This window comes from Streptomyces sp. NPDC028722, from assembly GCF_040637655.1.
GTDB lineage: Bacteria > Actinomycetota > Actinomycetes > Streptomycetales > Streptomycetaceae > Streptomyces.
Window position 1 is genome coordinate 144,511 of sequence record NZ_JBEZWU010000002.1, and the last position, 24,286, is coordinate 168,796.

Consider the following 24,286-nt stretch of genomic DNA (forward strand, 5'->3'; position numbering starts at 1 on the left):
CCGCGCCTGCGCCGGAGTTCCCGAAGGCACGGCCGTCCGCGCCGGAACCGAAGCCGCAGCCGAGGCCGGAATCGAAGCCGCAGCCGAGGCCGCCGCCGCAGCAGCAGCCACAACCGCCGGAGCCGGCGCCGGTCGTACCGGCGCACCCCGTGCCAGCCCGGCCGGACGGCTGTGCGTCACCGGAGGCGCCGGCAGCGTGAACCAGACGATCTTGCCGTTCTCGCCGTCCGGCCGGGCGCCCCAGCTCTCGCTCACCGCGGCCACCATCGCCAGGCCCCGCCCGCAGGTGGCCAGCGGCGTGACGTCCGCCGGGTCGGCGTTGCCGGCCGGCGCGATGACGGACCTCGCGTCCGTGCCTTCGCCCGGAAGCGCGTCGGCCGCCGGGGCACCGGCCGGAAGCGCGTCGGCCGACAGCACGGCGGCGGGCGTCTCGGCCGGTACCGGAAGCCGTGGATCGTGGTCGCGTACCGAGACGGTGAGCCGGTCCGCGAGCAGTTCGAGTTCGACGGTGCACGACTTGTCGGGCCGGGCGTGCCGGTGGACGTTGCTCAGCAACTCCGTCACGCCGAGCGCGGCCCGGTCTATCAACGGGTCCATGTGCCAGTAGCGCAACTGCGCAGATACGATTCTGCGGACCTGACCGATCCGCGACGGCAGGGCCTGGAGTTCCACTGTGCAGTGCCTGCTTGGGTGAGTGATCACGGCTGCGACTCCCCGATGTGAGGTCCGAAAGAACCGGATGAACACGGAGAACAACGGATCCAGCAGGGTGCTTGCGTCCAAACGTCCGCCTGCTGTCGTGGCCGGCGGGCTGGTTCGCAGTGTTATCGCCGGTAAACCCAGAGTGACGTGACATCAGCGTGACGCAGCGGATGCGCTCACGCAACTCGCCGCGACGGTGCGCTGCTCAGCCGCGGTCTCCCGCCGCCCGGCGCACCGCCTCGATGAACCGCCGCGCCGCGGGCGGCCCCGGCCGGCCCGGCGCGGGATCCTGCTCGCCGAGTGTCAGCAGATACCGCGTGCCGTTGACGTCGGCCAGCGCCCGGTCGTCCGGCGCGAACCACGGCCTGGACGCGCGCACCGCCTGCACCGGCGCGCTGTCGATCTCACTGCCGTAGCTGGTGAGCAGCTCCAGCCTGCCGTCGCTGATCCGGACCTGTCCGGCCCGGGTGAGCGAACGCAGCCGCTTGCCGATCCGCACGCCCGTGGCCGTGAACTCCGGTTCCGCCATGTCCTGCCGCCCCCTCGCGGTGTCTCCGTGGTCCGTGTGCGTGGTCCGTGTGCGCCCCCGTTCGGGACGGCCGTCCCGTCGCGTGCAGTCTGCCTGGATGCGGCGCGGAGCACCAGTACGCGCGGGGTGTGCGCGACAGACTCCGGGAGCGTGTGCGCCCATGCGCCCCCAGCACCCTCGCACAGCCGTGCCCCAGGGTGGCTTTGGGTGGCTCAAAGATGCGTTTATGCAGGTGGGACGCGGTGCGAAAGGTGCCTATGCTCGAAGGTGCCGGCCGTGCGAGGCGCCGTCGGCGACCAGCGTAAGGAGCCCCCGTCGTGAGCACCACCCAGCAGACCAGGACCGGCGCCACCCTCGACGTCGACCGCAGTGACACCGCCTACCGAGGCTGGCTGAAAGAAGCCGTCCGCAAGGTGCAGGCCGACGCCAACCGCTCCGCGGACACGCACCTGCTGCGCTTCCCGCTGCCCGAGCGGTGGGGCATCGACCTCTATCTGAAGGACGAGTCGACCCACCCGACCGGCAGCCTCAAGCACCGGCTCGCCCGGTCCTTGTTCCTCTACGGCCTCTGCAACGGCTGGATCCGCCCGGACCGCCCGGTGATCGAGGCCTCCAGTGGCTCGACGGCGGTCTCGGAGGCGTATTTCGCGAAGCTGATCGGGGTGCCGTTCATCGCGGTCATGCCGCGCACGACGAGCACGGAGAAGATCCGGCTGATCGAGTTCCACGGCGGACGGTGCCACTTCGTGGACGACTCCCGGCAGATGTACGAGGAGTCGGCCCGGCTCGCGGTGGAGACCGGCGGCCACTACATGGACCAGTTCACCTACGCCGAGCGGGCCACGGACTGGCGCGGCAACAACAACATCGCCGAATCCATCTTCCGTCAGCTGCATCTGGAGCGGTTCCCGGAGCCGGCCTGGATCGTCGCGACGGCCGGCACCGGCGGCACCTCCGCGACGCTCGCGCGCTATGTGCACTACATGCAGTACGACACCCGGATCTGCGTCGCCGACCCGGAGAACTCCTGTTTCTTCGACGGCTGGACGACCGGCGACCCGGATGTCACCTGTGACTGCGGTTCGCGCATCGAGGGCATCGGCCGGCCGCGCATGGAGCCGAGCTTCGTGCCCGGGGCGGTCGACCGGATGATGAAGGTCCCGGACGCGGCCAGTGTCGCCGCCGTGCGGGCCCTGGACCGGGCCATCAACCGCAAGGCCGGCGGTTCCACCGGCACCGGGCTGTGGAGCGCCCTGAAGATCGTGGCCGAGATGGTGGCGGAGGGCCGCCGGGGCAGTGTGGTGACGCTGCTGTGCGACCCGGGGGACCGATACCTCGACAAGTACTACTCGGACGCGTGGCTGACCGGGCAGGGGCTGGACATCACGCCGTACGCGTCGGCGATCGACTCGTTCCTGGCGACGGGGGTCTGGCCGGTCTGAGCCGGCCCCCGGGCCGGGGGACCGGCGCCCGACGGGCCGGTGTCCACGGTGTGTCGTTTTGATGTCGACTCAATTGAGGCTCTGGGCAAGCAGGTTGCCTCCGTGCGACTGATAAGATCATCCCACTTTTCAGTGGGCTGACGACGTGTCATGAATGCGTCCGGGGGACAGTCTCGAAGGCACCATCGCGCTGCTCACGTTCTCGGCGCGCTGCGACGTGAAGAGAGTCTCATGACGTCATTGACCCGGGATCCACTGCTGTGGATCTTGCTTGTGGTGCTCGTCGCTGCGGTCGCCGCAGTGATGCGGGCCCGGAGAACCAACATGGCGCTCCGAAGAACGAGGAAGGACCTGGAGGCAGGACTGGGGCAGGCCCGCGGCGACGTCGGTCAGCTCCACAACCACGTGGCGGCACTGACCGCACAGCACCAGCGCGACCTCGCCGACGTACGGGCGGACGCCGAGGCGGCGACCAAGGCGGTGCTGAAGTCCGCGATGGGAACGCTCCAGTCGCTCGCCGAGGAACAGCAGCTCCTCCTGGACACCCTGCTGAAGAAGTACGGCAACACCACCGAGGTCCTCGCCGACCTGATGTCGGTGGACCACACGGGCAGTCAGTTCGGCCGCCGGGCCAAGGGCATCTCGGTGCTGTGCGGCGGCTGGCTCGGCAGGCGGGAGGGCGCCGCCACCGTCTACGACGTCGCCCGCAGCGCCCAGGGCAGGATCAAGGACTTCGACCGGGTCGGCGTCCACTCCCAGGTCAACGTCTCCCTCGTCGGCAAGGCGGTCGAGCCGGTGGCCGTCGTCCTGGCCGAACTGCTGGACAACGCGACGACCTACAGCGCACCCGGAACCCCGGTCGAGGTCAACATCCAGACCGTGCCCACCGGTGTGTGCTTCATCGTGGACGACGCCGGTCTCGGTATGGACCAGGAGACCAAGGACCGGGCGGCGGCACTGCTCAGCGTCGACGGCCCCGTCGACATCACCGGTCTCGGCGATCCGCCGCGGTTCGGCTTCGCCGTGTGCGGCATGCTCGCCGCCCGCTACGGCTTCGCCGTCTCCGTCGGTTCCGTGTCCCCCTACGGCGGAGTGCGTGCAGTGATTCGTGTCCCCGAAAGCCTCCTCGCGGCCGACGCCCCTTCCCCGGCCGCCGACACCCAGGACGGCGCGGCCCCGCAGGCGGCCCCCCAGCGACTGGCGCCCGTCCCGGTCGTGGGCCCCTCGCACGTGGTGGGCACGACCACGGGCGGCCTGCCCAAACGCCGCCGGCGCTCGGGCCCCGTCACGATGGTTCCCGCCCTCGACCCCACCGGTCAGGAGGCGACGCCCGAGCCGGCCGGCGAGGTGACGGCGTCGCGGCTCGGGGCGTTCGCACGCGGCACACACCTCGGGCGCACCACGAACACCACGGAAGGATCTGACGACCAGTGAAGACCGACCTGTCCTGGGTGCTGAACGACGTGCTCGAGGTGCGCGGAGCCCGCCACGCGATCCTCGTCTCGGGTGACGGCCTGCTGCTGCACCGCTCGGACGACATCGGACGGGACGACGCGGAGACGAACGCCGCCGCGATGAGTTCCATGCAGTCACTGAGCCGTGCCGTCGCGGGCTTCGTCGGAGCGGGACACGGCATCTGGAAGCAGACGCTGCTCGAGTACGACGGCGGCTGGATCTTCCTCATCGCCGCGGGCCAGGGCTCCTACCTCGCCGTCTCGGCCGCACCGGACGTCGACATGGAAGCCGTGTCCTTCCGCATGCAGAAGACGGTGGCCGCCCTGAGCAAGGCGATGAGCGTGGCGCCGCGTGGCGACAACGGTGTCGGCTCATGACGAAGCCCGCCGAGGAAGCCTCCGTCACCAGCGACTTCGTCCGCTCGTACGTCATCACCGGCGGCCGGACCCTGCCGGACTCGGACGACCTGGCGCTGCACACCCTGGTCACCCTCGCCCCCGAGCGGACCCCTCCGCTGGGGGCCGGTCCCGAGGTGACGGCGATCTGGCACCTGTGCGCGGGCGGCTACCTGTCGGTCGCCGAGGTGGCCGGCCACCTGGAACTGCCGGTGGGAGTGGCCCGGCTGCTGCTGACCGATTTATTCGAGCAGGGCCACCTCCTGCGCCGCGCCGAGCCGCCCCGGGCTCAGAACGTTGACAGAGCGACCCTCGAGAAGGTTCTGAATGGACTCCAATCCCTCATCGGCTGAGACGGCCCCTGGATCCATCTACGTCTCCAGCGCGGTGACCAACGCGGCCAAGATCCTGGTCGTCGGGCATTTCGCCGTGGGCAAGACGACGTTCATCGGCTCGCTGTCGGAGATCACCCCGCTGCGCACCGAGGAGAAGATGACGCAGGCGTCACTCCACGTGGACGACCTCAGGGGCGTGACCGGCAAGTCCACCACCACCGTGGCCCTGGACTTCGGCCGGCTGACACTCAGCGACGACCTCGTGCTGTACCTGTTCGGCACCCCCGGACAGCAGCGTTTCATGCAGCTGTGGGAGGACATGGCCCGTGGCGCGCTGGGCGCGCTGCTGCTGGTCGACCCCGCACGGCTGGAGGAGACCTTCCCCGTCATCGACCTCGTCGAGCGGTACGGACTCGAGTACGCCATCGCGGTCAACAGCTTCGGCGCGGACACGGCGTACGCGGAGGCGGAGGTGCGCGAGGCCCTCGACCTGCTCCCGGACACCCCCGTCGTCTACTGCGACGCCCGCGACCGGCACTCCTCCGCCCACGCGCTCATCGCGCTCGTGCGTCACCTGCTCACCCGAGCCGCCTGACACGCCCCATCGCCCGGACCATCGGCCGCGGGCCAGCAGAAGGAACCTCATGGACCGTCAGTCAGTCAGCGCCCCCACCGGCGCAAGATGCCCCCTGCACGACGCCGCGTTCGCCGCCGACCCCCAGCAGGTCTACGACCGGGTGCGCGCCCACGGCCCGGCCGGGCCCGTCGAGCTCGCACCCGGCGTCGACGCCACCCTGGTCGTCGGGCACGAGACGGCCCTGCGCGTACTACAGAACTCCACGCTCTTCGCCCGGGACGCCCGCCGCTGGAAGGCGCTCAACGAGGGCCGCGTCGGGCTGGACCACCCGGTGCTGCCGATGATGGCGTACCGGCCCAACTGCCTGTTCACCGACGGCGCCGTGCACCTGCGGCTGCGCAAGGCCGTCACCGACAGCCTCGCCCGGCTCAACATGACCCGCGTCCGCCGCGACGTCGAGCCCATCGCCGACTACCTCATCGACCGGTTCAGCGAGCGCGGCCGGGCCGACCTCCTCAACGACTACGCCAAACTGCTGCCGCTGCTGCTGTTCAACCAGCTCTTCGGCTGCCCGCCGGACATCGGTGACACCCTCACCAGCGCCATGTCGGCGATCTTCGACGGCCGGGACGCCCTGCGCGCCAACGAGGAACTCACCGCCTGCCTCATGGAGCTGATCGCCCTCAAGCGCCGCCGGGCCGGCGACGACGTCACCTCCTGGCTGATCCAGCACCCCGCCGGCCTGACCGACGAGGAACTCAAGGACCAGCTGGTCATGCTGATGGGCGCGGGCGTCGAACCCGAGCGCAACCTGATCGGCAACGCCCTGCTCCTGCTGCTGGCACCCGGCGCGGGCGGGGGCGGCTCCGGCATGCTGATCGAGGAGGCGATCGATCACGTGCTGTGGAACCAGACGCCCATCGCCAACTACGCCACCCACTACCCGGTGCAGGACGTCGACCTCGGGGGAGTGGTGGCCGAGGCCAACACACCCGTCGTCATCAGCTTCGCCGCCGCCAACAGCGACCCCGCGCTGGCCGACGCCCGCCGCTCGCACAGCAAGGGCGCCCACCTGGCGTGGGGAGCCGGCCCGCACGCGTGCCCCGCCAAGGACCCGGCGCAGGTCATCGCCGTCACCGCGATCGAGAAGATCCTCAACGCCCTGCCCGACCTGACACTGGCCGTCCACGAGAAAGACCTCCAGTGGCGGCCGGGGCCGTTCCACCGGGCTCTGGTCGCGCTGCCCGTGGCCTTCAGCCCGACACCGGCCACCCGGACGGCCTCCGCCCTCCAGGGCCGTCCCGTCCCCGCCGCGGCCGAACAGCCGGTCCCCACGGTGGCGGCCACCACCGTCCGCCCGGAGGCGCCCAAGAAGAAGGGTTTCTGGAGCAGCTTCCTGGACACCTTCCGGGTCTGATGTGCGGCATGTGACGGGAGCAACACGCAGAGGCGCATGACCAGGGTGAGAGGAAGGGTAGGTTCCGGCGGTAACGGTAGCGCCCAGCCACCAAAGGAGCTTCGCGTGACCGCCGTCGGCGTCATACGCGGTACCACCACGGACCGCAGAGCCGTCATCCCCCTCCTCCGGCGCCTGCGTTCGGCCGAGGGACAGGCCGATCCCCTGCCCGTCTGGGAGGAGTTCCGCGCACTGGGTGATGTGGTGCCCGCTCCCTGGGGCGGGTACTTCGTCACCGGCTTCGACGCCTGTAGCCAGGTCCTGCGGGGCAGGAACTGGCTCGCACCGGACTTCGCCTGGCAGGAGCGGCACGCGGACACGGCACGCTGGCAGGACCCGTCGACGCGCGAGATGACGCGGACGCTGTCCCGGCTCAACGCCCCCGAGCACACCGCCCAGCGACGCGCCCTGGGCAACCTCTTCGACCGCGGCACCCTGGAGGCCCTGCGGCCCCGGATCACCGCGCACGTCACCCGGCTCCTGGACCGCCTCGACGCACAGCTGCGCGCCCACGGCGAGGCCGACTTCGTCACCACGGTGAGCGACCGGCTCCCGATCCGCACCGTCGGCCAGTGGCTCGGCATCCCGGCCGGGGACCATCCGCGCATCCTGGACTTCACCCACCGGCAGGTCCATGCCCAGGAACTCCTCCCCACCAAGAGCGAACTGGCGGTCTCGGCGCAGGCCACCCGGGAGATGCGGGCCTACTTCACCGCCCTCCTCGCCCACCGGCGCGCCCACCCCGGCGACGACCTCCTGACCGACTGGATCCGCTACTGGGACGCCCAGTACCCCGCCGACCGCGCGACCGCCGACCAGACGCTGTACGACCTGACGATGTTCATCACCATCGCCTCCCTGGAGACCACCGCGACCCTGCTGAGCAACGCGGTGTGGTTCCTCACCCAGGACCCCGCACGGGCCGACCGGCTGCGCCGGCACCCCGAACACGTCGACGGCGCGATCGAGGAGTCGTTGCGCTACGACCCGCCCATCCACCTCAACTCGCGCGTCGCCGCCGCCGACACCGTCCTCGCCGGAGTCCCCGTGGCCAGGGACACCACCGTCCACGTCCTCTACGGCGCCGCCAACCACGACCCGCGCCGCAACGAGAACCCGCACGTGTTCGACATCCTCCGCAAGGGCGGCCACCTCACCTTCGGCGGCGGAGCCCACTATTGCCTCGGCTCGGGTCTGGCCCGTCTGGAGGCCAGGGTCCTGCTCACCCAGCTGCTGGAACGTTTCCCCGCCCTGCGGCCGGCCGCAGGCCCGACCTACGCGAACCGGATGGTCTTCCGGCGCGTGACCTCCCTGAGAGTGACGACATGACCGCCCTCCCCTTCACGACTCTCCCGGCCGACCCCGTACGGCAGACGCTGCGGACCCGCCGGGAGGGCGCCGTCCTCACCGTCGAGCTGAACACCCCCGCGGAGGGCAACACCGTCACCGACGCCCTGCTGGACGACCTCCTGGCCGTCCTCCAGGACCAGGACGCGGCGGTCCGGGTGCTCGTGCTTGCCGGCAGCGGCGACGACTTCTGTCTGGGCGGGGACCGCGGCGAGTTCAACCGGCACCTCGCCCACGACCCCACGGGCAGCGGCATCCGCCTGTCGGGGACCAAGGCACGGCGCGTCTGCGACGCCCTGACCGGGAACCCGGCCGTCACCATCGCCCGCGTCCAGGGCAAGGCCATCGGAGCGGGCCTCGCCCTCGCGCTCGCCTGTGACCTGCGGGTCGGGTCCGAGGACGCGACCTTCCGGCTGCCCGAACTCGCCCTGGGACTGCCCACCGCGTGGGGCGGCCTCCTGCCCCGCCTCATCAGCGAGGTCGGCGCCGCCCGCGTCCGCGAACTCGTTCTCACCGGCCGGGCCTTCACCGCGGCGGAAGCCCTGTCCCTGTCCGTCCTCCAGAAGGTCGTGCCCGCCCAGGAACTGGACGCGGCCGTCGACGCGTGGGCCGGCCCCGTCGTCCGCCGCCCCCCGGCGGCACTGCGCGTCACCAAGGCCCTGCTCAACTCGCTGTCCGCCGGCTCGCGCCTGGCCGACACCTCCGCGCTGGACGCGGAACTGATGGCAGCGGTCGTCGCCGAACTGCACCACTCCCGCGGCACCGTCTGATCACCGGCCCGCCGGGCACCCGCCCGGGGAGGCCACCGCGCCACGGACGGCACGCCCCGGGCCCCCGGCGGCTCCTCAGAAGTCCGCGTCGTCCTGACCGGGCTCGCCCGCCACCACCACACGCAGGTGCTCGGCGATCTCCGCACGCGCCTGCTCGGCCAGCCCCGCGTCGGTCACCAGCGTGTCCACCTGCTCCAGCGTGGCGAAGGAACTCAGGCCCACCGTGCCCCACTTGGTGTGGTCGGCGACCACCACGACCCGGCGCGCGGAGTGCACCAGCCGCCGGTTGGTCTCGGCCTCCGCGAGGTTCGGCGTGGACAGGCCGGCCTCCGCCGATATGCCGTGCACGCCGAGGAACAGCAGGTCGAAGTGGAGCGTGGCGATCGCCTGGTCGGCCACCGGCCCCACCAGCGAGTCCGACGGCGTGCGCACCCCGCCGGTCAGCACCACCGTCGCCGCCCCCTGCCGCTGCCCCGAGGTCCGCTGAGCCGCGTGGAAGACGTCCGCGACCCGCAGCGAGTTCGTCACCACGGTCAGGTCGGGCACCTCCAGCAGATGCTGGGCGAGCGCGTACGTCGTCGTACCGCCCGACAGAGCGATCGCCGCACCCGGCGCGACCAGCCGGGCGGCGGCGCGCGCGATGTCCTCCTTGGCGGTCAGCTCCAGCCCCGACTTCGCCTCGAACCCCGGCTCGTGGGTGCTCGCCTCGAGGACCGGCACCGCACCGCCGTGCACCTTCTCCAGCATCCCCTGCCGGGCGAGCGTGTCCAGGTCGCGGCGCACGGTCATGTCCGACACGCCCAGCTTGCGGGTCAGTTCGTTGACCCGCACACCGCCCCGGCGGCGGACCTCGTCCAGGATCAGGGCGCGGCGCTGCTCCGCGAGGAGGTTCTGATTCTCACTCACGTACGCTCCGCTCCTCTCACCGCCACCCGTCCGACACGCCCGGTACAGCGGCCCCGACCTGGAAATTCCCTCGGTCCGGCAGTACGCGGGCGTCCCATCCTTTCACGGGTCGGCACCGCTCGCGCCACCACCTGCCGGCCGCGCACCCGCACCCGGGGCGGGCGCACCGCCCGCCCGCCGTCACCCGGATCGGGGAGATTCCGTGAGGAGCGGGACACGGGGCCGCCGCACCGGAGACCCTGGGAGGCGCAAGGCACAGCCATCAGGGTGTCACGGGGGAAGTGCGAGAACAGTGGAACGTGCGCAGGAACGCCCCGCGGGGCGGCACGCGGACCGGCCCGCCGAGCCGGGCCCGGACCTGGAACTGCTGGTGCACGGGGTCGGCGGCGCCACGCCCGAGAAGATGCTCGGCGACCCGCGCACGGTCCGGGTCACCGGCGACGACACGGCCGCCGTCTTCCGGCGCGCCGAGGACGCGGAAGCCACCGGTCAGGACGCGGAAACCGCCGGTCAGGGGGCGCGGGCCGCCGGGCGCGAGCCCCGGAACGGGCCGGTCCGGGAAGCGTACGTCTGGTGCAACCTGACCTCCGGCGACGGCAGCCGCGCCCTGTGGCTGTTGCTGCTGCCGTTCATGGTCGTCAACCTCGCCCACTGGATGCGCCCCGCCGCACCCGGCCGCCGGCGCACCGTCCGGCTCTACGGCCTCCTCGTGCGCCTTGCCGCCCTCACCCTGACGGCGCTCCTGGTCGGCGCCGCCTGTGAGGTCGCCCTGGACCTGGTGGCCTGGCAGTGCGCGGGCGTACCCGACTGCGTCCGCCGCCACTCCTGGCTGAGCTTCCTGACCCCCGCGGCCGACGGGGCACCGGCCGGGGCCGGTGGCTGGTGGAGCGCGCCCGGCCGCCGGCTCGCCCTCGCCGCGACGCTGCCGGCCGCGCTGACCGGCCTGCTCTGGTACCTCTCGCACCGCACCTGGAGCGCCTATGAGTCCCACCGCCCGCTGGCCCCCGATGCCGAGCCGGACACCGACGGCAGCGCGCTGGCCCGGCCCGGTTTCTGGTTCGGGCGCCGCCTCGTGGCCCGGCTGCGGGCGGCCCACACCGCGGCCGGCCTGCTGACGGTGGCCGCCGCCGTCGCCACCCCGGCGGCCCGCTTCGACCACCGCCCCGGCGGCCCCGCCGCCCTGGACGTCCTCGGCCGGCTGCTCCTCACCGTCCTGCTCGTCTGCGCGGGCGTGGCCGTGGGCGTGGTCTGCCGCCGGGGCCGCAGCGAGAACCGCCTCGACCAGCGCCTCGACCGGCACCTCGTGCGCCGCCTGCCGCTCGGCGCGCTCGGTCTGCTGCTGCTCACCCTGCTGTACGCGGGCTGGTCCCGGCCCGGCTGGCAGTCCACCGGACGGCTGCCCGGGGACCCGGCCTTCGGCGCGATCACGGCGGCCCAGGGCCTGCTCGTCGTCGCCCTCGGCGCCGTGGCCCGGGACCTGTACCGCCGCTGCCCCGACCCGCGCGCCGGGATGCGCGGCCTCGGCGGCCCCGCCGTCGCGCTGCTCGCCTGCGCGCTGGGCGGCGTGATCTCCGGCGGGGTCGCCCAGCGCGTCGCCGACTGGCTGGACGGCACCCGCGCCCTGCTCGCCGGGCCGCCCGTCCTGCTCACCTGGCAGGCGTCCGCCATCCCGCCACTCCTCGCCGTCCTGCTGCTCCTCGCCGTCCGGCTCACCCTGGCCACCGCCCGGCTCGCCCGCGCGGAACGCGACCGGGTCCGCCACGAGCATCCCGGTGAACCCGAGGACCCGTCCCGCACCCGCGCCATCGCACACGCCCGGGCCATGGCCACGCTCACCGACCGGGCGCCCCTCGTCCTCGCCGTGCTCACCGCCGCCACCCTGCTGCTGGGCTGCGCGGCCCTGGCCGACGCCGTGGTCACGGGGAAGACGCCCGACGGCGCGGCCCGCCGCACCCAGCACCTGGTCCAGGCCGTGGCCGAGACCTCACAGGCGCTGGGCTCCTGGCTGGTGGGATTCGGCTTCCTGCTCTTCGTGACCTGGGGCCGGCGCGCCTACAAGGACGCCGCCGCCCGGCGCACCATCGGCATCCTCTGGGACGTGGGCACCTTCTGGCCGCGCGCCGCCCACCCCTTCGCGCCGCCCTGCTACGCCGAACGCGCGGTGCCGGACCTGACCTGGCGGATGGCGACCTGGACACGGCACACCGGCGGCCGGCTCGTCCTGTCCGGCCACTCCCAGGGCAGCGTCCTCGCCGCGGCGGCGGCCTGGCAGCTGCCGCCGTCGGTACGCGGGCGTATCGCCCTGCTCACCTACGGCTCCCCGCTGGAACGCCTGTACGGCCGCTGGTTCCCGGCCCACTTCGGACCGCCGGCGCTCGCCTCCCTGCACCACGACATCGCCTGCTGGCGCAATCTCCACCGTCCCACCGACCCCATCGGCGGCCCCGTCCGTGTCTCCGACGGCACCACCCCCGAGGTCGACAAGCCCTTACGGGACCCCCTCGCCTACGGCCGTACCGACGAGCACCCGCTCCCGGCCCCGATCCTCGGCCACTCCGACTACCAGGCGGATCCCGCCTTCACCCGGGAACGGGCCCACCTCCTCACCCGCCTGCGCCCGGAGCTGCCGGGACAGCGCCCGGATCCCGCACCGGGCGGACGAGGCCACGGCTAGCCCCCGCCCGGCGCCACGCACGCATCCCCGCAGGGGAATCAGGCGGGTCGCTCAGGGCAGGTCCGGCAGGTCCTCCCCGAACAGCAGGGTCAGATCGTCGGTGGTCGGGTCGGCGAGCTGGGCGACGCGGCTCGCGTGCCGCTCCACCATCGCCTCGAACGTTTGCCGGGCCGTACGGCCGTTGCCGAACGCGGGCCCCTTCGGAATCGCGGTGAAGTACTTCAGCAGGGCCTCGGACGCACCCGGGGCCAGCCGGTACTCGTGCTCGTCGGCCTGCTGCTCCACGATCCGCAGCAACTCCTCGGCGCCGTAGTCGCCGAACGTGATGGTGCGGGAGAAGCGGGAGGCGACGCCCGGGTTGACGGAGAGGAAGCGCTCCATCTCCGCGGTGTATCCCGCGACGATCACGACCACCGCGTCCCGCTGGTCCTCCATCAGCTTCACCAGCGTGTCGATGGCCTCCTTGCCGAAGTCCCGCCCGGCGTCCTGCGGGGACAGCGCGTACGCCTCGTCGATGAACAGCACACCGCCGCGCGCCCGCTGGAACGCCTCCTGGGTGCGGATCGCCGTGGAACCGATGTGCTCCCCGACCAGGTCGACCCGGGACACCTCGACCAGATGGCCCTTCTCCAGCACCCCGAGGGAGGCGAGGATCTCGCCGTACAGCCGGGCGACGGTCGTCTTGCCGGTGCCGGGGGAGCCGGTGAAGACCAGGTGCCGCTTGACGGAGGCCGCCTTCAGACCGGCCCGCTGCCGGCGCCGGCCCACCTCGATCATGTCGGTCAGCGCACGCACCTCGCGTTTGACGCTCTCCAGACCCACCAGCGCGTCGAGTTCCCCGAGCACGTCCTTCGACGAGCGCTGCGGTGCCTGCGGTTCCGCGACGGCGACGGGCGGTTCCCGCTCCGCCGTCTGCTGCCCGGGGATCGCGCCCAGCAGCCCGGCGCCCTGCGGCACCGTCTGCACGGCCGCCTCACGGGGCGCGGGCGGCCGGGGACCGCCGCTCTCGTCGCTGGTGCAGTCCTCCACCACCGGCCCCGACCCGGGTCCCGCGTCCGGGCCGCCGTCGGCGAACTCGTACCCACCGCGCGCGCACCGTTCCGTGCGGCATCTGCGCAGTGTCGTACGGCAGCCGTCGAGCACATGGAAGCCGTACCCGCCGCTGCCGCTCACCCGGCAGTTCAGGAAGCTGCCCCGGCCGCCCGCGGACACGTAGAAACCGGCCTCCGAAGGGGAGTCGACCGTGCAGCGCTCGATGGTCGGGTCCGCGCCCTTGGTGACGATCACGCCCGTCTGGGTGCCGTCCAGGGTGCAGTTGCCGAGCGTGCCGCCGCTGCCGTGGTCGCGGAACCAGGCACCGGTGGCGGCGTCCCGGATCCGGCAGTCGTCCAGCTGCACGGTCGCCCCGTCGCTCACCGAGACGGCCGTGTTGCGCACCTGGGACAGGTCGCTGTCCACGACGTCCACGCGGGAACCGCGGTCCAGCACGAACAGCGCGTCCGGCACGTCGTGCACCCGGCAGGAGTCGAGCACCGCGGTGGCGCCGTCGCTCACCCACACCGCCGGATAGTCACCGGTGCTGTCGAAGATCTCGCACTGGTTGGCGTCCACCCGGGTCCCCGGATCCCACACCGACAGGCCGTTGCGACCGAACTGACGGACCGTCGTGCGGGTCAGGGTGAGCACCGAGCGGGAACGCAGGTCGACCGCGTTCTCCGGGATGTCGTGGATGCGGCAGTCGGCCAGCGTGAGCACCGCGTCCGTGTCCAGGGTGATGCCGTCGGCGGTGGTGCGGTGCACATCGCAGTCGGTCAGGTGCGCGGTGGCCCGCTCGGTGACCTGCACCCCGGAACCGCGCACCTCGTAGATCTCGCAACCCACCGCCTCCAGCGAGGAGTTCTCGCCGGTCACGGTCAGCCCGGTCCCGGAGGCGTGGTGCACCCGGCAGCGCTCCAGCCGCGGATGCGCGCCGCCACGGACCGCCACGCCCGCCTGTCCGGCCGCGACGACCTCGCACTCCTCGAACACGCCGCTGCCACCGTCGAGGACGGTGATGCCGATGCCGGCCGGGTTGTCGACGGTGCAGCGGCGCACGGTCGGACGGGCACCGCCGCGCACCTCGATGCCGGCGGCGGACCGGGTGACGATGCGCACGTCCATCAGCTCGGGCGTGCCCTCCTCGACGAGCACCGCGGGCGCGGCCGCGTCCTGGCCCTCCACGTGCAGGTCCAGCACCACGGCCGAGGCCCGCACCGTGAGCGGCACCCCGTCCACGGGCGCGATCCGCACCGAGCCGGAGGACCCCTCGGGCCCACGGAGTGTCACCGCCCGCTCGACGACGAGGTTCTCCCGGTACGTGCCGGGAGCGATGGTGAGGACGTCGCCGTCGGCGGCGGCGTCCAGGGCGGCGGCGAGCGACGCGTACTCACCCGTGCGGCGCCGCCACCGCGAAGTACCGGTGTGCGTCACCTGGACCGTGCCCTGTGCCATGGCGTTGCCGTGCCCCCACCTCGTCGTACTGATGCTCGCCGCCCGCCGGGGCGCTGCCGTGGCCGCCCGGACCGTGACTCCGCCCTCGGGCCGGAGTGTGGTCGCGCTCCCGGGAACCTGCGCGCCCCGGGGGTTCACGCACCCGCGGGTCGTCGCCGAAAGTGCTTCGGCCGGTCCACCGTAGCGTGTGCGTGCGGGCCGGGTTGACCAGAGCCGGAAGGCCGTCAGCTGCCCGTGCCCGCCTTGCCCCAGTCCGGACCCGCCCGCTCCCAGGCCCGGTCCCAGCGGGCGTACCGCCGGCGGACCATGCGCCACACGGTCAGGCGCCGGCCGGTCTCGACGAGGGCCGCGGTCACCAGGGCCGCGCCGAACCCGGCGAGCACGGCGTGGGCCGTCGCCGTGGCGCGGTCCAGCGGGCGGGTCGTTATTCGGCCGTGCGGGTCGCACCAGAGCCTGAAGCGGTCCCCACGGCCGGGTGACTCGAGGTCCACGAGGACCTGACCCTGCCGCCGGCTGCCGTCCGGCGCGCGCCAGTACGCCAGGACGCGGCTGTGCACGTCGCGCCCGGTGGTGGTGTCGGGGTCGGCCTCCGGCGGGGCCCCGCCCAGGTCCCGTACCACCGTGGCGGTGACGAGGTGACGCCCGTGCTGCTGCTGCCGTACGGACCGCTGGAGCGAGTCCTGGGCGGCGGCGCCGACCAGACAGCCGGTCAGGGGGGCGGCCACGGCGATCAGCAGCAGTGCCACGAGGGCCACCCACGCCTCGGCCAGATCCGTCGCCCGGCGCAGCGGATTGCGCCGCCAGCGCCACAGTCCGCTCAGCGCCCGCATGCCCCACCCCCTTCCGGTCCGTCATGACCCCGGCTCCCGCGCCCACCCCCGGCCCCGGCCGGGAGCAGGCCGCCTCACGTCCGCCGCCGTACCTCACGTCCGCGGCCTCTCATGAATTTCTCACGCCCCCTCAACGACCGGCGACCGGTCCCGGGTTCCCGGCCTCCCGGACCACGGCCGCCCGCTTGCCGGTGACGTCCGCGTGCCGGCGGCGTGCGGGCTACGACAGCACGCGCACCGGGTCGCCGATCCTGATCGTGCCGGGCGACAGGGGCACGAGGTGCACCCCGAACAGCAGCTGCCCGCCGATCCTGCGGTGCCGGGCCAGGGTGTGCAGCGGCTCCCGGCCGCGTACGGCGGAGTCCTGGTCGTTGGTCGTCACCACACAGCGCGCGCAGGCCTTCGGGACGCGGAAGTCGACCTCGCCGATCGAGACGCGCGTCCAGTCGTCCTCGGCCCAGGCCTCGGTGCCGGTGACGACGATGTTGGGTCGGAAGCGGGTCATGGGCAGCGGCCCCTCGTCGGCGTGTCCGCCCTGGGCTATGAGCGAGTTCAGGGCGTCCAGCGAGGCCGTCGTGGTGACCAGCAGGGGGAAGCCGTCGGCGAGGTTCACCATCTCGCCGGGCAGCGCGTACGCGGGGACGATCGGACGGCGGGTGGCCGGATCGTCCAGGTGGACCAGGCGGACATCGGCCTGGAGATAGGCGCTGCACCAGGTGTGCGCGTCGGCGGCGGCCGGGACGACCTCGACCTTCGTACCGAAGACGTTCACCGGCACGGTCACGGCCGGGTGCGGCACCTCGACCGTCAGCGGTTCCCGGCCGGGCGCGGACAGACGGACGCCGCCGCCGGCCAGAGGCTCGGCGGCGGCCAGCGCGAGACGCGGATGCTCACGCTGTGTGACGACCTTTCCCCCGTCGTCGATCAGTGACCAGCGCCGGTCCCCGGCCAGACCCCACGGCTCCACGACGGCCTCCCCGGGCGCCAGCGCCCGGAACGCCTTGACCGGATGGATGTGGAGCGATCGCACTTCGACGTTTCCCATGCCGACATCGTGCCAAACGACGCCGACAGCCGGGCGCGCCGGTCAGTAACCGCGGTACTGCTGCTGCTGGTTGTTGTACGGGTCCTGGTAGGGAGCCGGTGCGGGGCGCGGCGCGGCCGGACGCATGGCCTCGTAGCCGTTGCCCGCCGCCATCGGCCGCTGCTGCTGCGGAGCCTGCGGGCCGGGATAGCCGCGCGGGGCGCTCGCCTGCTGCGGGATGTACGCCGTGGGCGCGTACTGGACCGGTGCGGGCTGCTGCATCTGCGGGTAACCGTAGGAGGGGGCCTGCGGGGACGGGGCCGCCGGGAGGGCGGGCAGCGCCGACGGCAGGGCGGGCAGGCTGTTGCCCGTGTCGTAGGCGGCGGGGACCCGGATCGGGGCGATCTGCGGGGTGCCCCGCTCGGCCACGAGCGAGTCGTAGATCGGGGTGTCCGGGAAGGAGGCGGAGTAGTAGCCGCCGCCATAAGTGGAGCGGGGGGAGGTCATGGCACATAAGTTAAGCCCACGATGCGCTGGTTGGGGAGACCGATAAGAGGGTTGTTTTCCGTGTCGGCAGCGGCCAGGGACCCCCAATCCGAGCGAACTCGGCAAAAAGGGACACCGATCAACGTTTGGATCGTGTAAAGGTCGCGTTCTTACCGGGTTACCGGCGGTTGACCGGCGATCTTCCTGTGCCGTTCGTGGGCGTTCGCCGTACGCGGGAATAAGTTGTGCGGGTAGGGACGACCCGGACCGCCGGGGCGAAAACCGTGAGCGAAGACCCGATGGGGGCGGACATGTCAATGCCGAAAGGCGCCAACGTAGCGGTGCCGACCGCGGCCCTGCGCGTCGAACTGGGCTGGCGCACCGAGCCGGGGACGCCGGACGTGGACGCCTCGGCCCTGCTGCTCGCCGCCGGGAAGGTCCGCTCCGACGAGGACTTCGTCTTCTACAACCAGCCCGCGCACCCCTCCGGGGCGGTCCGCCACGAGGGCAGGCGAACGGCCGGCGGACGCGTCACCGACACGCTTGTCGCCGACCTCGCGCGCGTGGAGGGCGCCGTCGAGCGCATCGTCCTCGCCGCCTCCGCGGACGGCGGGACGTTCGGGCAGGTCCACGGCCTCTACGTCGAGGTCACCGACGCGGCCTCCGGCCAGGTCGTCGCCCGCTTCGACAACCCCGGCGCGACCGTGGAGACGGCCTTCGTGCTCGGCGAGTTCTACCGCCGCCAGGATGGCTGGAAGTTCCGTGCCGTGGGCCAGGGGTACAGCAGCGGACTCCAGGGCCTGGCGACGGACTACGGCATCACCGTGGACGAGCCGCAGCACGCGGCGCCGACGCCGGCTCCGACACCCGTCCCTGCGTCCCCGCCGCCCGCCCCGGCCCCTGCGACCCTGCCGCCGCCGCCCGCGCCCGCCGCTCCGCCCGCGCCCGCCGCCCAGCCGGTCCGCCTGTCCAAGGTCACCCTCACCAAGGCGGCCCCCTCCGTCTCGCTGGCCAAGCAGGGCGGCAGCTCCGGAACCATGCGGGTCAACCTCAACTGGCAGGTGCGCAAGCAGTTCCCGGGGCGCGTCGGCCGATGGGGCGGCGGCCCGAACCTCGACCTCGACCTGGGTGCCCTGTACGAACTCGCCGACGGCCGCAAGGGAGTCGTCCAGGCCCTCGGCAACGCCTTCGGCTCGCTCCAGCGGCCGCCGTACATCCACCTGGACGGCGACGACCGCACCGGAGCCACGGCGAGCGGCGAGAACCTCTCCATCAACCTCGACCACACGCGGGACTTCCGGCGCGTCCTCGTCTTCGTCACCATCTACGAAGGCGCCAGGTCCTTCGCCGACCTGCACGCCACCGTCACCCTCCAGCCGCAGTACGGCGCCCCCATCGACTTCTCGCTGGACGAGTGCACCGTCCCGTCCCCGGTGTGCGCGCTCGCCCTGATCACCAACACCGGCGGCGACCTCGTCGTCCAGCGTGAGGCGCGCTACCTCGTGCCGGCGCGCGGTGTGAGCCCGCAGCGGACCATGGACCAGGCCTACGGATGGGGCATGAACTGGACGCCGGGCCGCAAGTGAGAGGGCTCAGCCCTCGTCGGGCACGGCGTCGGGGCGGGTGTAGGTGCGGCCCTTCCAGGCGGCTCCGCGCCCGCGGTGGTGCCGCACCGCGGAGTCGACCGTCATCAGCAGGTACAGGAACGCGGTGAACGGCAGCAGCGGAGCGAGCCACAGCGGCTGCCGGTAGTAGCGCAGCATCGGCACGTACGTGCCGGCCATCACCGCCCACGCCAGCCCGCCCGTGGCCGCGGTCGCCGTACTGCCGCCCGCCACACCCGCGACGACCGCGGCGGGCGGCACCAGGTACACCAGGACGAGCCCGGCGACCGTACCGAGGAGCAGCAGCGGATGGTGCCGCAGCTGGGCGTAGGCACTGCGCGCGACCATCCGCCACAGGTCGTGCAGGCGCGGACAGGGGCGCATGCTGTCCACCCGGTCGGCCAGCCCCAGCCACACACGGCCCCCGGCACGCTTCACCGCGCGCGCGAGCGCGACGTCGTCGATGACGGCCTGCCGGATCGAGTCCGGGATGCGCGCCTCTTCCGCCGTGCCCGCCCGCAGCAGGACACAGCCACCCGCCGCCGCGGCCGTGCGCGACCCCTCCCGGCCGATCCACCGGAAGGGGTACAACTGTGCGAAGAAGTAGACGAACGCCGGCACCACGAGCCGCTCCCACGTGCTCTCCACCCGCAACCGCGCCATCTGCGACACCACGTCGAAGCCGCCGGTCCGGGCCGCCGCGACCAGCTCACGCAGGCTGTCGGGGGCGTGCGCGATGTCCGCGTCCGTCAGCAGCAGATACGCGGGCTCACGCGCGCGTGCCAGCCCGATGCCGTACCGCACCGCCCACAGCTTGCCCGTCCAGCCCGCCGGCGGCTCACCGGGCGACCCGACGGTCAGCGGCAGCCCGCCGTGCCGCCGGGACAGCTCCCGGGCCAGGTCCCCGGTGCCGTCCGTGCTCCCGTCGTCCACCAGGAAGACCTCGGCCCGCCCCGGATAGTCCTGCGCCAGCAGCGACGGCAGGGCGGCGGGCAGCACCTCGGCCTCGTCGCGGGCCGGTACGACCACGCAGACCGGCGGCCACGCGTCCGGTTCCCGGCGCCGCGGCAGCCGGACGTCCGTACACCAGAAGAAGCCCTGGCCCAGCAGCAGCCAGCACCACGCGGCCAGCGACCCGACGGCGATCCACAGGAAGGCGCTCACGGCCGCAGTCTGCCCCACCGGAGAGGCCCACAAGAGCGCATCGTCTATCGTGGCCGGGTGAAGATCGCGCTCATGGACTCCGGAATCGGCCTGCTGGCGGCCACCGCCGCGGTACGGCGCCTGCGGCCCGATGCGGATCTCGTGCTCTCCCTGGACCCCGACGGCATGCCATGGGGACCGCGCACCCCCGAAGACCTCACCCGGCGCGCACTTGCCGTCGCCGAGGCTGCCGCGGCCCACCGGCCCGACGCGCTCATCATCGGCTGCAACACCGCCACCGTGCACGCCCTGCCCACGCTGCGCGCCCGTCTGGAGCCCGGCATACCGGTCATCGGCACGGTCCCGGCCATCAAGCCGGCCGCGGCCGGCGGCGGCCCCGTCGCGATCTGGGCGACCCCCGCCACCACGGGCAGCGCCTACCAGCGCGGACTCATCGAGGCGTTCGCCGACGGCGTCCGGGTGACCGAGGTGCCCTGCTGGGGTCTCGCCGAGGCCGTCGAGCACGCGGACGAGACGGCCATCGACGCCGCCGTCGCCGCGGCGGCCCGGCTGACGCCCGACGATGTGACGACCGTCGTCCTGGGCTGCACCCATTACGAACTGGTGGCGGAACGTATCCGCACCTCCGTCCAGCAGCCCGCCGCCGCCCCGCTCGTCCTGCACGGCTCCGCCGGCGCGGTGGCCGCCCAGGCCCTGCGCCGGCTCGGCGAGCAGCCCGCGCCGGAGGCGCCCGCCGACGGCACCCTCACGGTCCTGCTGAGCGGTCGGGAGAGCGGCCGGCTGCCCGCGACCGCGCTGCACTACGCCGAGGGGCAGCTGCTGCCGCCCGTCGGTTCGGTCGCCGACCACAGGTGACACGCCCCGGAGCGACGCCGGGGTGCGGGTGCGGTTCCGGGGCGCGGTGCTCGGTGCGGGTGCGGTACCGAGGTGAGGTTTCGGGGTGCGGGCCGCGTGCAGCGGTTCGTGGCCCGGCCTGTGCGGTCGCGCCGGGGCCGGTGCGCATCGCACGGAGCCTTGTGCGGGGCGCGCCGAGCGGTCACCCTCCGCGAGCGGGTACCACCGCAGCGAAACCTGAGTAACCTCGTGAACATGAGGGACCACCCCCACGCCGTCGAGGGCCCCCAGCCCGACGTCTGGACCGGGCGCGCCACCAATCGGGTCCAGTGGCTGCTGGCGCTGGTCGGCGCCGCCTGCCTGGCGCTCGGCATCGAGCTGGCCGTCGACTCGGCCTGGAGTTCGGGCGTCGCGGCGCTCGCGATGTCCGTCGTGGGCTGCATCGCCGCCGGCCTGCTGGTCATCTTCGGCACGCTCGCCTTCGTGCACGTCGACCTCAGGCTCGACAGGGAGTGCCTGGAAGTGCGCTGCGGCCACATAGGGCTGCCGCGCCGCCGTATCCCGCTCTCCGCCGTGGCCGGCGCCGACTTCGCCGCCCTCGTCACTCCCCGGCAGTGGGGCGGCTGGGGCTACCGCTGGCGCCCCGAGATGGGTACCGCGGTGGTCGTGCGCCGCGGCGAGGGCATCGTGCTGCGCCTGTGGGACGGCCACATGTTCACGATCACCGTGGACAACGCGGAATCGGCGGTACGGGTCATCAGGGACCGGCTGCGGACGATCACACCGGGACCGGCTCGCTGACCCCTCCCCGGCGGGTCCACCGGGCCGTACCCATGGGTGATGTGCGGACGACCCCGACGCCCTTCCCACCCGCCCGGCCGAGTGCCACCGACCCCCGGCCGGTGGCACCGTCGCGGGGACGGCCGGCCGGACCACCGGTACTCGGGAACGGCGCCGACCAGCGACAACCGCCGGGGCACCGGCGCCGAACCGTGCTGTCGGCGGTGACGTCCACCGCCGTACACTCACCCGGGTGACCGTCACCGCAACTTCCGTGGACCAGCCGGACCAGCTCCAGCCGCAGCCCGCCCCCGGCGCGCGCGGCGGCCGGCTGCTGCGCCTGGTCCCGGCCGCCGCCTCCGCGCTCTGCGGGGTGCTGCTCTACGTCAGCTTCCCCCCGCGCACCCTGTGGTGGCTGGCCCTCCCCGCCTTCGCCGGCCTCGGCTGGGTGCTGCGCGGCCGGAGCTGGAAGGCCGCCCTCGGGCTCGGCTACCTCTTCGGGCTCGGCTTCCTGCTGCCGCTGCTCGTGTGGACCGGTGTGGAGGTCGGCCCGGTGCCCTGGCTGGCCCTGGCCGCCGTGGAGGCGGTCTTCGTCGCGCTGGTCGCCGTGGGGGTGGCCGCCGTCTCCAGGCTGCCGGTCTGGCCGGTGTGGGCCGCCGCCATGTGGGTCGCCGGCGAAGCGGTACGCGCGCGCGTGCCCTTCCGCGGCTTCCCCTGGGGCAAGATCGCGTTCGGTCAGGCGGACGGTGTCTTCCTGCCGCTCGCCGCGGTGGGCGGCAGTCCGGTGCTCGGGTTCGGTGTCGTGCTGTGCGGATTCGGCCTGTACGAGGCGGGGCGGCTGATCGCCGAGCAGCGCCGGACGCGGGTCCTGCGGCGCGCCGCCGCGACCGCCGCGCTGCTGAGCGTCGCCGTACCGGTGGCCGGCGCGGTCGCGGCCCGCGCGCTGGTGAGCGACAGCGCGGAGAACGGCACGGCCACCGTGGCGGTCATCCAGGGCAACGTGCCGCGCTCCGGGCTGGAGTTCAACGCCCAGCGGCGGGCCGTGCTCGACTACCACGCGCGAGAGACGCACAAGCTCGCCGCCGACGTCAGGGCCGGCAGGGCCGCCAGGCCCGACTTCGTCCTGTGGCCGGAGAACTCCTCCGACATCGACCCCTTCGAGTATCCCGACGCCGCCCTCGTCATCGAGCAGGCGGCCAAGGACATCGGTGTCCCCATCTCCGTGGGCGGCGTGGTGGAGCGGGACGGCAAGCTGCTCAACGAACAGATCCTGTGGGACCCGGTCAAGGGCCCTACGCACACCTACGACAAGCGGCAGATCCAGCCCTTCGGCGAGTACCTTCCGCTGCGCTCCTTCATCGGCGCGATCAACTCGAACTGGACCAGCATGGTCCGCCAGGACATCAGCCCCGGCCGCAAGCCGGGCGTGTTCGACTTCGACGGCGTCAAGGTCGGCCTGGCCACCTGCTACGAGGCCGCCTTCGACTGGGCCGTCCGGGACACGGTGACGCACGGCGCGCAGATGATCTCCGTGCCGAGCAACAACGCCACCTTCGACCGCAGCGAGATGACCTACCAGCAACTCGCCATGTCCCGCATCCGTGCCGTGGAGCACAGCCGCACGGTGACCGTGCCGGTGACCAGCGGGGTGAGCGCGGTCATCATGCCGGACGGGCGGATCACCCGGAGGACCGGCATGTTCGTGCCCGCCTACCTCGTCCAGAAGGTGCCGCTGCGCACCTCCACGACCCCCGCGACGGACCTGGGCATCCTGCCGGAAATGGCGCTGGTACTGGTCGCGGCGGGCGGGATCGGCTGGGCGATCGGGTCCGGCCTGCGCGCCCGGCGCGCCGGCGCCGCGTAGCCGTACCGATCACCGCACGGCCGCGGGGCACGCGCCGAGCGGCCGCTGTACGACCCTCGGACGCTTCAGGAAGTGGCCGGTGACCGGGCGGGGCCAGGGGACCGGTCTCCCCATGATCCGTCCCGCTAGGGTCGGATCATGGCTACTCCTGATTTCATCCGCACGCTCCGGGCCTCCGCCGGCCGGCAGCTGCTCTGGCTGCCCGGGGTCAGCGCGATCGTCTTCGACGACGAGGACCGCGTGCTGCTCGGCCGGCGCACCGACACGCGCAAGTGGTCGGTGATCGGCGGCATCCCGGAGCCGGGCGAGCAGCCCGCCGCCTGTGCCGTGCGTGAGGTCTTCGAGGAGACGGCGGTGCACTGCGTCGCCGAACGGGTCGTGCTGGTACAGGCTCTGGACCCGGTCACCTACCCCAACGGCGACGTCTGCCAGTACATGGACATCACCATCCGCTGCCGGGCGGTGGGCGGCGAGGCCCGCGTCAACGACGACGAGTCGCTGGACGTCGGCTGGTTCGCCGTGGACGCACTGCCCCCGCTCAACGAGTTCGGGCTCTTCCGGATCAAGCAGGCCATGTCCGACGCACCCACATGGTTCGACCCTACGACTGTCGGCTGAAGTA

Annotated in this window: 21 protein-coding genes and 1 pseudogene; 14 read left to right on the top strand and 8 right to left on the bottom strand. The window is 73.0% G+C overall.

The window, feature by feature from the left end:
* Positions 1-183: 183 nt before the first annotated feature.
* Both AB0F03_RS03375 and AB0F03_RS03380 read right to left on the bottom strand, forming a co-directional pair.
* Positions 184-702, bottom strand: a pseudogene (locus AB0F03_RS03375) (ATP-binding protein); the annotation flags it as partial.
* Between the two features lie 205 nt (positions 703-907).
* The gene (locus tag AB0F03_RS03380; protein ID WP_361986058.1) at positions 908-1,231 is read right to left on the bottom strand and encodes a hypothetical protein; all 324 of its coding nucleotides are present in this window, start codon (positions 1,229-1,231) and stop codon (positions 908-910) included.
* 317 nt (positions 1,232-1,548) lie between these two features.
* Between AB0F03_RS03380 and AB0F03_RS03385 the strand changes: the two genes are divergently transcribed.
* The 8 genes from AB0F03_RS03385 to AB0F03_RS03420 all read left to right on the top strand — a co-directional run bounded on the left by AB0F03_RS03385 (position 1,549) and on the right by AB0F03_RS03420 (position 9,008).
* Positions 1,549-2,673 carry a PLP-dependent cysteine synthase family protein gene (locus tag AB0F03_RS03385; RefSeq protein WP_361986060.1) on the top strand — a complete coding sequence of 375 codons (1,125 nt, stop codon included), beginning with the start codon at positions 1,549-1,551 and terminating at the stop codon, positions 2,671-2,673.
* 231 nt (positions 2,674-2,904) lie between these two features.
* A complete protein-coding gene (locus AB0F03_RS03390; protein ID WP_361986062.1) occupies positions 2,905-4,107 on the top strand; it encodes an ATP-binding protein in 1,203 nt (400 codons plus the stop codon).
* A complete protein-coding gene (locus AB0F03_RS03395) occupies positions 4,104-4,505 on the top strand; it encodes a roadblock/LC7 domain-containing protein (protein WP_356823713.1) in 402 nt (133 codons plus the stop codon). Before AB0F03_RS03390 ends, AB0F03_RS03395 begins: the two co-directional genes overlap by 4 nt.
* A complete protein-coding gene (locus tag AB0F03_RS03400; protein ID WP_356944119.1) occupies positions 4,502-4,876 on the top strand; it encodes a DUF742 domain-containing protein in 375 nt (124 codons plus the stop codon). The genes AB0F03_RS03395 and AB0F03_RS03400 overlap by 4 nt, the downstream gene beginning before the upstream one ends.
* Positions 4,851-5,453, top strand: a complete 603-nt coding sequence (locus AB0F03_RS03405) for an ATP/GTP-binding protein (protein WP_361986064.1) — start codon at positions 4,851-4,853, stop codon at positions 5,451-5,453. The genes AB0F03_RS03400 and AB0F03_RS03405 overlap by 26 nt, the downstream gene beginning before the upstream one ends.
* Before the next feature lie 49 nt (positions 5,454-5,502).
* Entirely contained in the window at positions 5,503-6,852 is a 1,350-nt protein-coding gene (locus tag AB0F03_RS03410; protein ID WP_361986066.1) for a cytochrome P450, read from the top strand.
* Between the two features lie 105 nt (positions 6,853-6,957).
* The gene (locus AB0F03_RS03415) at positions 6,958-8,220 is read left to right on the top strand and encodes a cytochrome P450 (RefSeq protein WP_361986068.1); all 1,263 of its coding nucleotides are present in this window, start codon (positions 6,958-6,960) and stop codon (positions 8,218-8,220) included.
* Positions 8,217-9,008, top strand: a complete 792-nt coding sequence (locus AB0F03_RS03420; RefSeq protein WP_361986070.1) for an enoyl-CoA hydratase/isomerase family protein — start codon at positions 8,217-8,219, stop codon at positions 9,006-9,008. Before AB0F03_RS03415 ends, AB0F03_RS03420 begins: the two co-directional genes overlap by 4 nt.
* 75 nt (positions 9,009-9,083) lie before the next feature.
* On the opposite strand, the gene AB0F03_RS03425 is transcribed toward AB0F03_RS03420, so the two are convergent.
* Complete coding sequence (locus tag AB0F03_RS03425) at positions 9,084-9,914, bottom strand: DeoR/GlpR family DNA-binding transcription regulator (protein ID WP_361986072.1); 831 nt, start codon at positions 9,912-9,914, stop codon at positions 9,084-9,086.
* 292 nt (positions 9,915-10,206) lie between these two features.
* Here AB0F03_RS03425 and AB0F03_RS03430 point away from each other — a divergent pair, with 292 nt between their 5' ends.
* Positions 10,207-12,588 carry a hypothetical protein gene (locus AB0F03_RS03430; RefSeq protein ID WP_361986074.1) on the top strand — a complete coding sequence of 794 codons (2,382 nt, stop codon included), beginning with the start codon at positions 10,207-10,209 and terminating at the stop codon, positions 12,586-12,588.
* A 51-nt stretch (positions 12,589-12,639) separates the two neighbouring features.
* Here AB0F03_RS03430 and AB0F03_RS03435 read toward each other — a convergent pair whose 3' ends face one another.
* From AB0F03_RS03435 to AB0F03_RS03450, 4 genes are all read right to left on the bottom strand, one after another.
* Complete coding sequence (locus AB0F03_RS03435; protein WP_361986076.1) at positions 12,640-15,078, bottom strand: right-handed parallel beta-helix repeat-containing protein; 2,439 nt, start codon at positions 15,076-15,078, stop codon at positions 12,640-12,642.
* A 224-nt stretch (positions 15,079-15,302) separates the two neighbouring features.
* Positions 15,303-15,908, bottom strand: coding sequence for a hypothetical protein (locus tag AB0F03_RS03440; protein ID WP_361986078.1), 606 nt, complete (start codon positions 15,906-15,908; stop codon positions 15,303-15,305).
* A 220-nt stretch (positions 15,909-16,128) separates the two neighbouring features.
* Positions 16,129-16,953 (bottom strand): MOSC N-terminal beta barrel domain-containing protein, encoded by an 825-nt coding sequence (locus tag AB0F03_RS03445; protein ID WP_361986080.1) that lies wholly within the window; start codon positions 16,951-16,953, stop codon positions 16,129-16,131.
* 42 nt (positions 16,954-16,995) lie between these two features.
* Complete coding sequence (locus tag AB0F03_RS03450; protein ID WP_361986081.1) at positions 16,996-17,439, bottom strand: DUF6643 family protein; 444 nt, start codon at positions 17,437-17,439, stop codon at positions 16,996-16,998.
* Positions 17,440-17,735: 296 nt separating this feature from the next.
* Between AB0F03_RS03450 and AB0F03_RS03455 the strand changes: the two genes are divergently transcribed.
* A complete protein-coding gene (locus AB0F03_RS03455; RefSeq protein WP_361986696.1) occupies positions 17,736-19,004 on the top strand; it encodes a TerD family protein in 1,269 nt (422 codons plus the stop codon).
* Positions 19,005-19,010: 6 nt separating this feature from the next.
* Here AB0F03_RS03455 and AB0F03_RS03460 read toward each other — a convergent pair whose 3' ends face one another.
* A complete protein-coding gene (locus AB0F03_RS03460) occupies positions 19,011-20,186 on the bottom strand; it encodes a glycosyltransferase (protein ID WP_361986083.1) in 1,176 nt (391 codons plus the stop codon).
* 57 nt (positions 20,187-20,243) lie between these two features.
* On the opposite strand from AB0F03_RS03460, the gene AB0F03_RS03465 reads away from it, so the two are divergent.
* The 4 genes from AB0F03_RS03465 to AB0F03_RS03480 all read left to right on the top strand — a co-directional run bounded on the left by AB0F03_RS03465 (position 20,244) and on the right by AB0F03_RS03480 (position 24,282).
* A complete protein-coding gene (locus tag AB0F03_RS03465) occupies positions 20,244-21,041 on the top strand; it encodes an aspartate/glutamate racemase family protein (RefSeq protein ID WP_361986085.1) in 798 nt (265 codons plus the stop codon).
* Positions 21,042-21,275: 234 nt separating this feature from the next.
* On the top strand, positions 21,276-21,821 hold the full coding sequence (locus AB0F03_RS03470; RefSeq protein WP_361986087.1) for a hypothetical protein: 546 nt from the start codon (positions 21,276-21,278) through the stop codon (positions 21,819-21,821).
* A 232-nt stretch (positions 21,822-22,053) separates the two neighbouring features.
* Positions 22,054-23,664 (top strand): apolipoprotein N-acyltransferase, encoded by a 1,611-nt coding sequence (gene lnt / locus AB0F03_RS03475; protein WP_361986088.1) that lies wholly within the window; start codon positions 22,054-22,056, stop codon positions 23,662-23,664.
* A 138-nt stretch (positions 23,665-23,802) separates the two neighbouring features.
* Positions 23,803-24,282 (top strand): NUDIX domain-containing protein, encoded by a 480-nt coding sequence (locus AB0F03_RS03480; RefSeq protein WP_361986090.1) that lies wholly within the window; start codon positions 23,803-23,805, stop codon positions 24,280-24,282.
* Positions 24,283-24,286 lie beyond the last annotated feature (4 nt).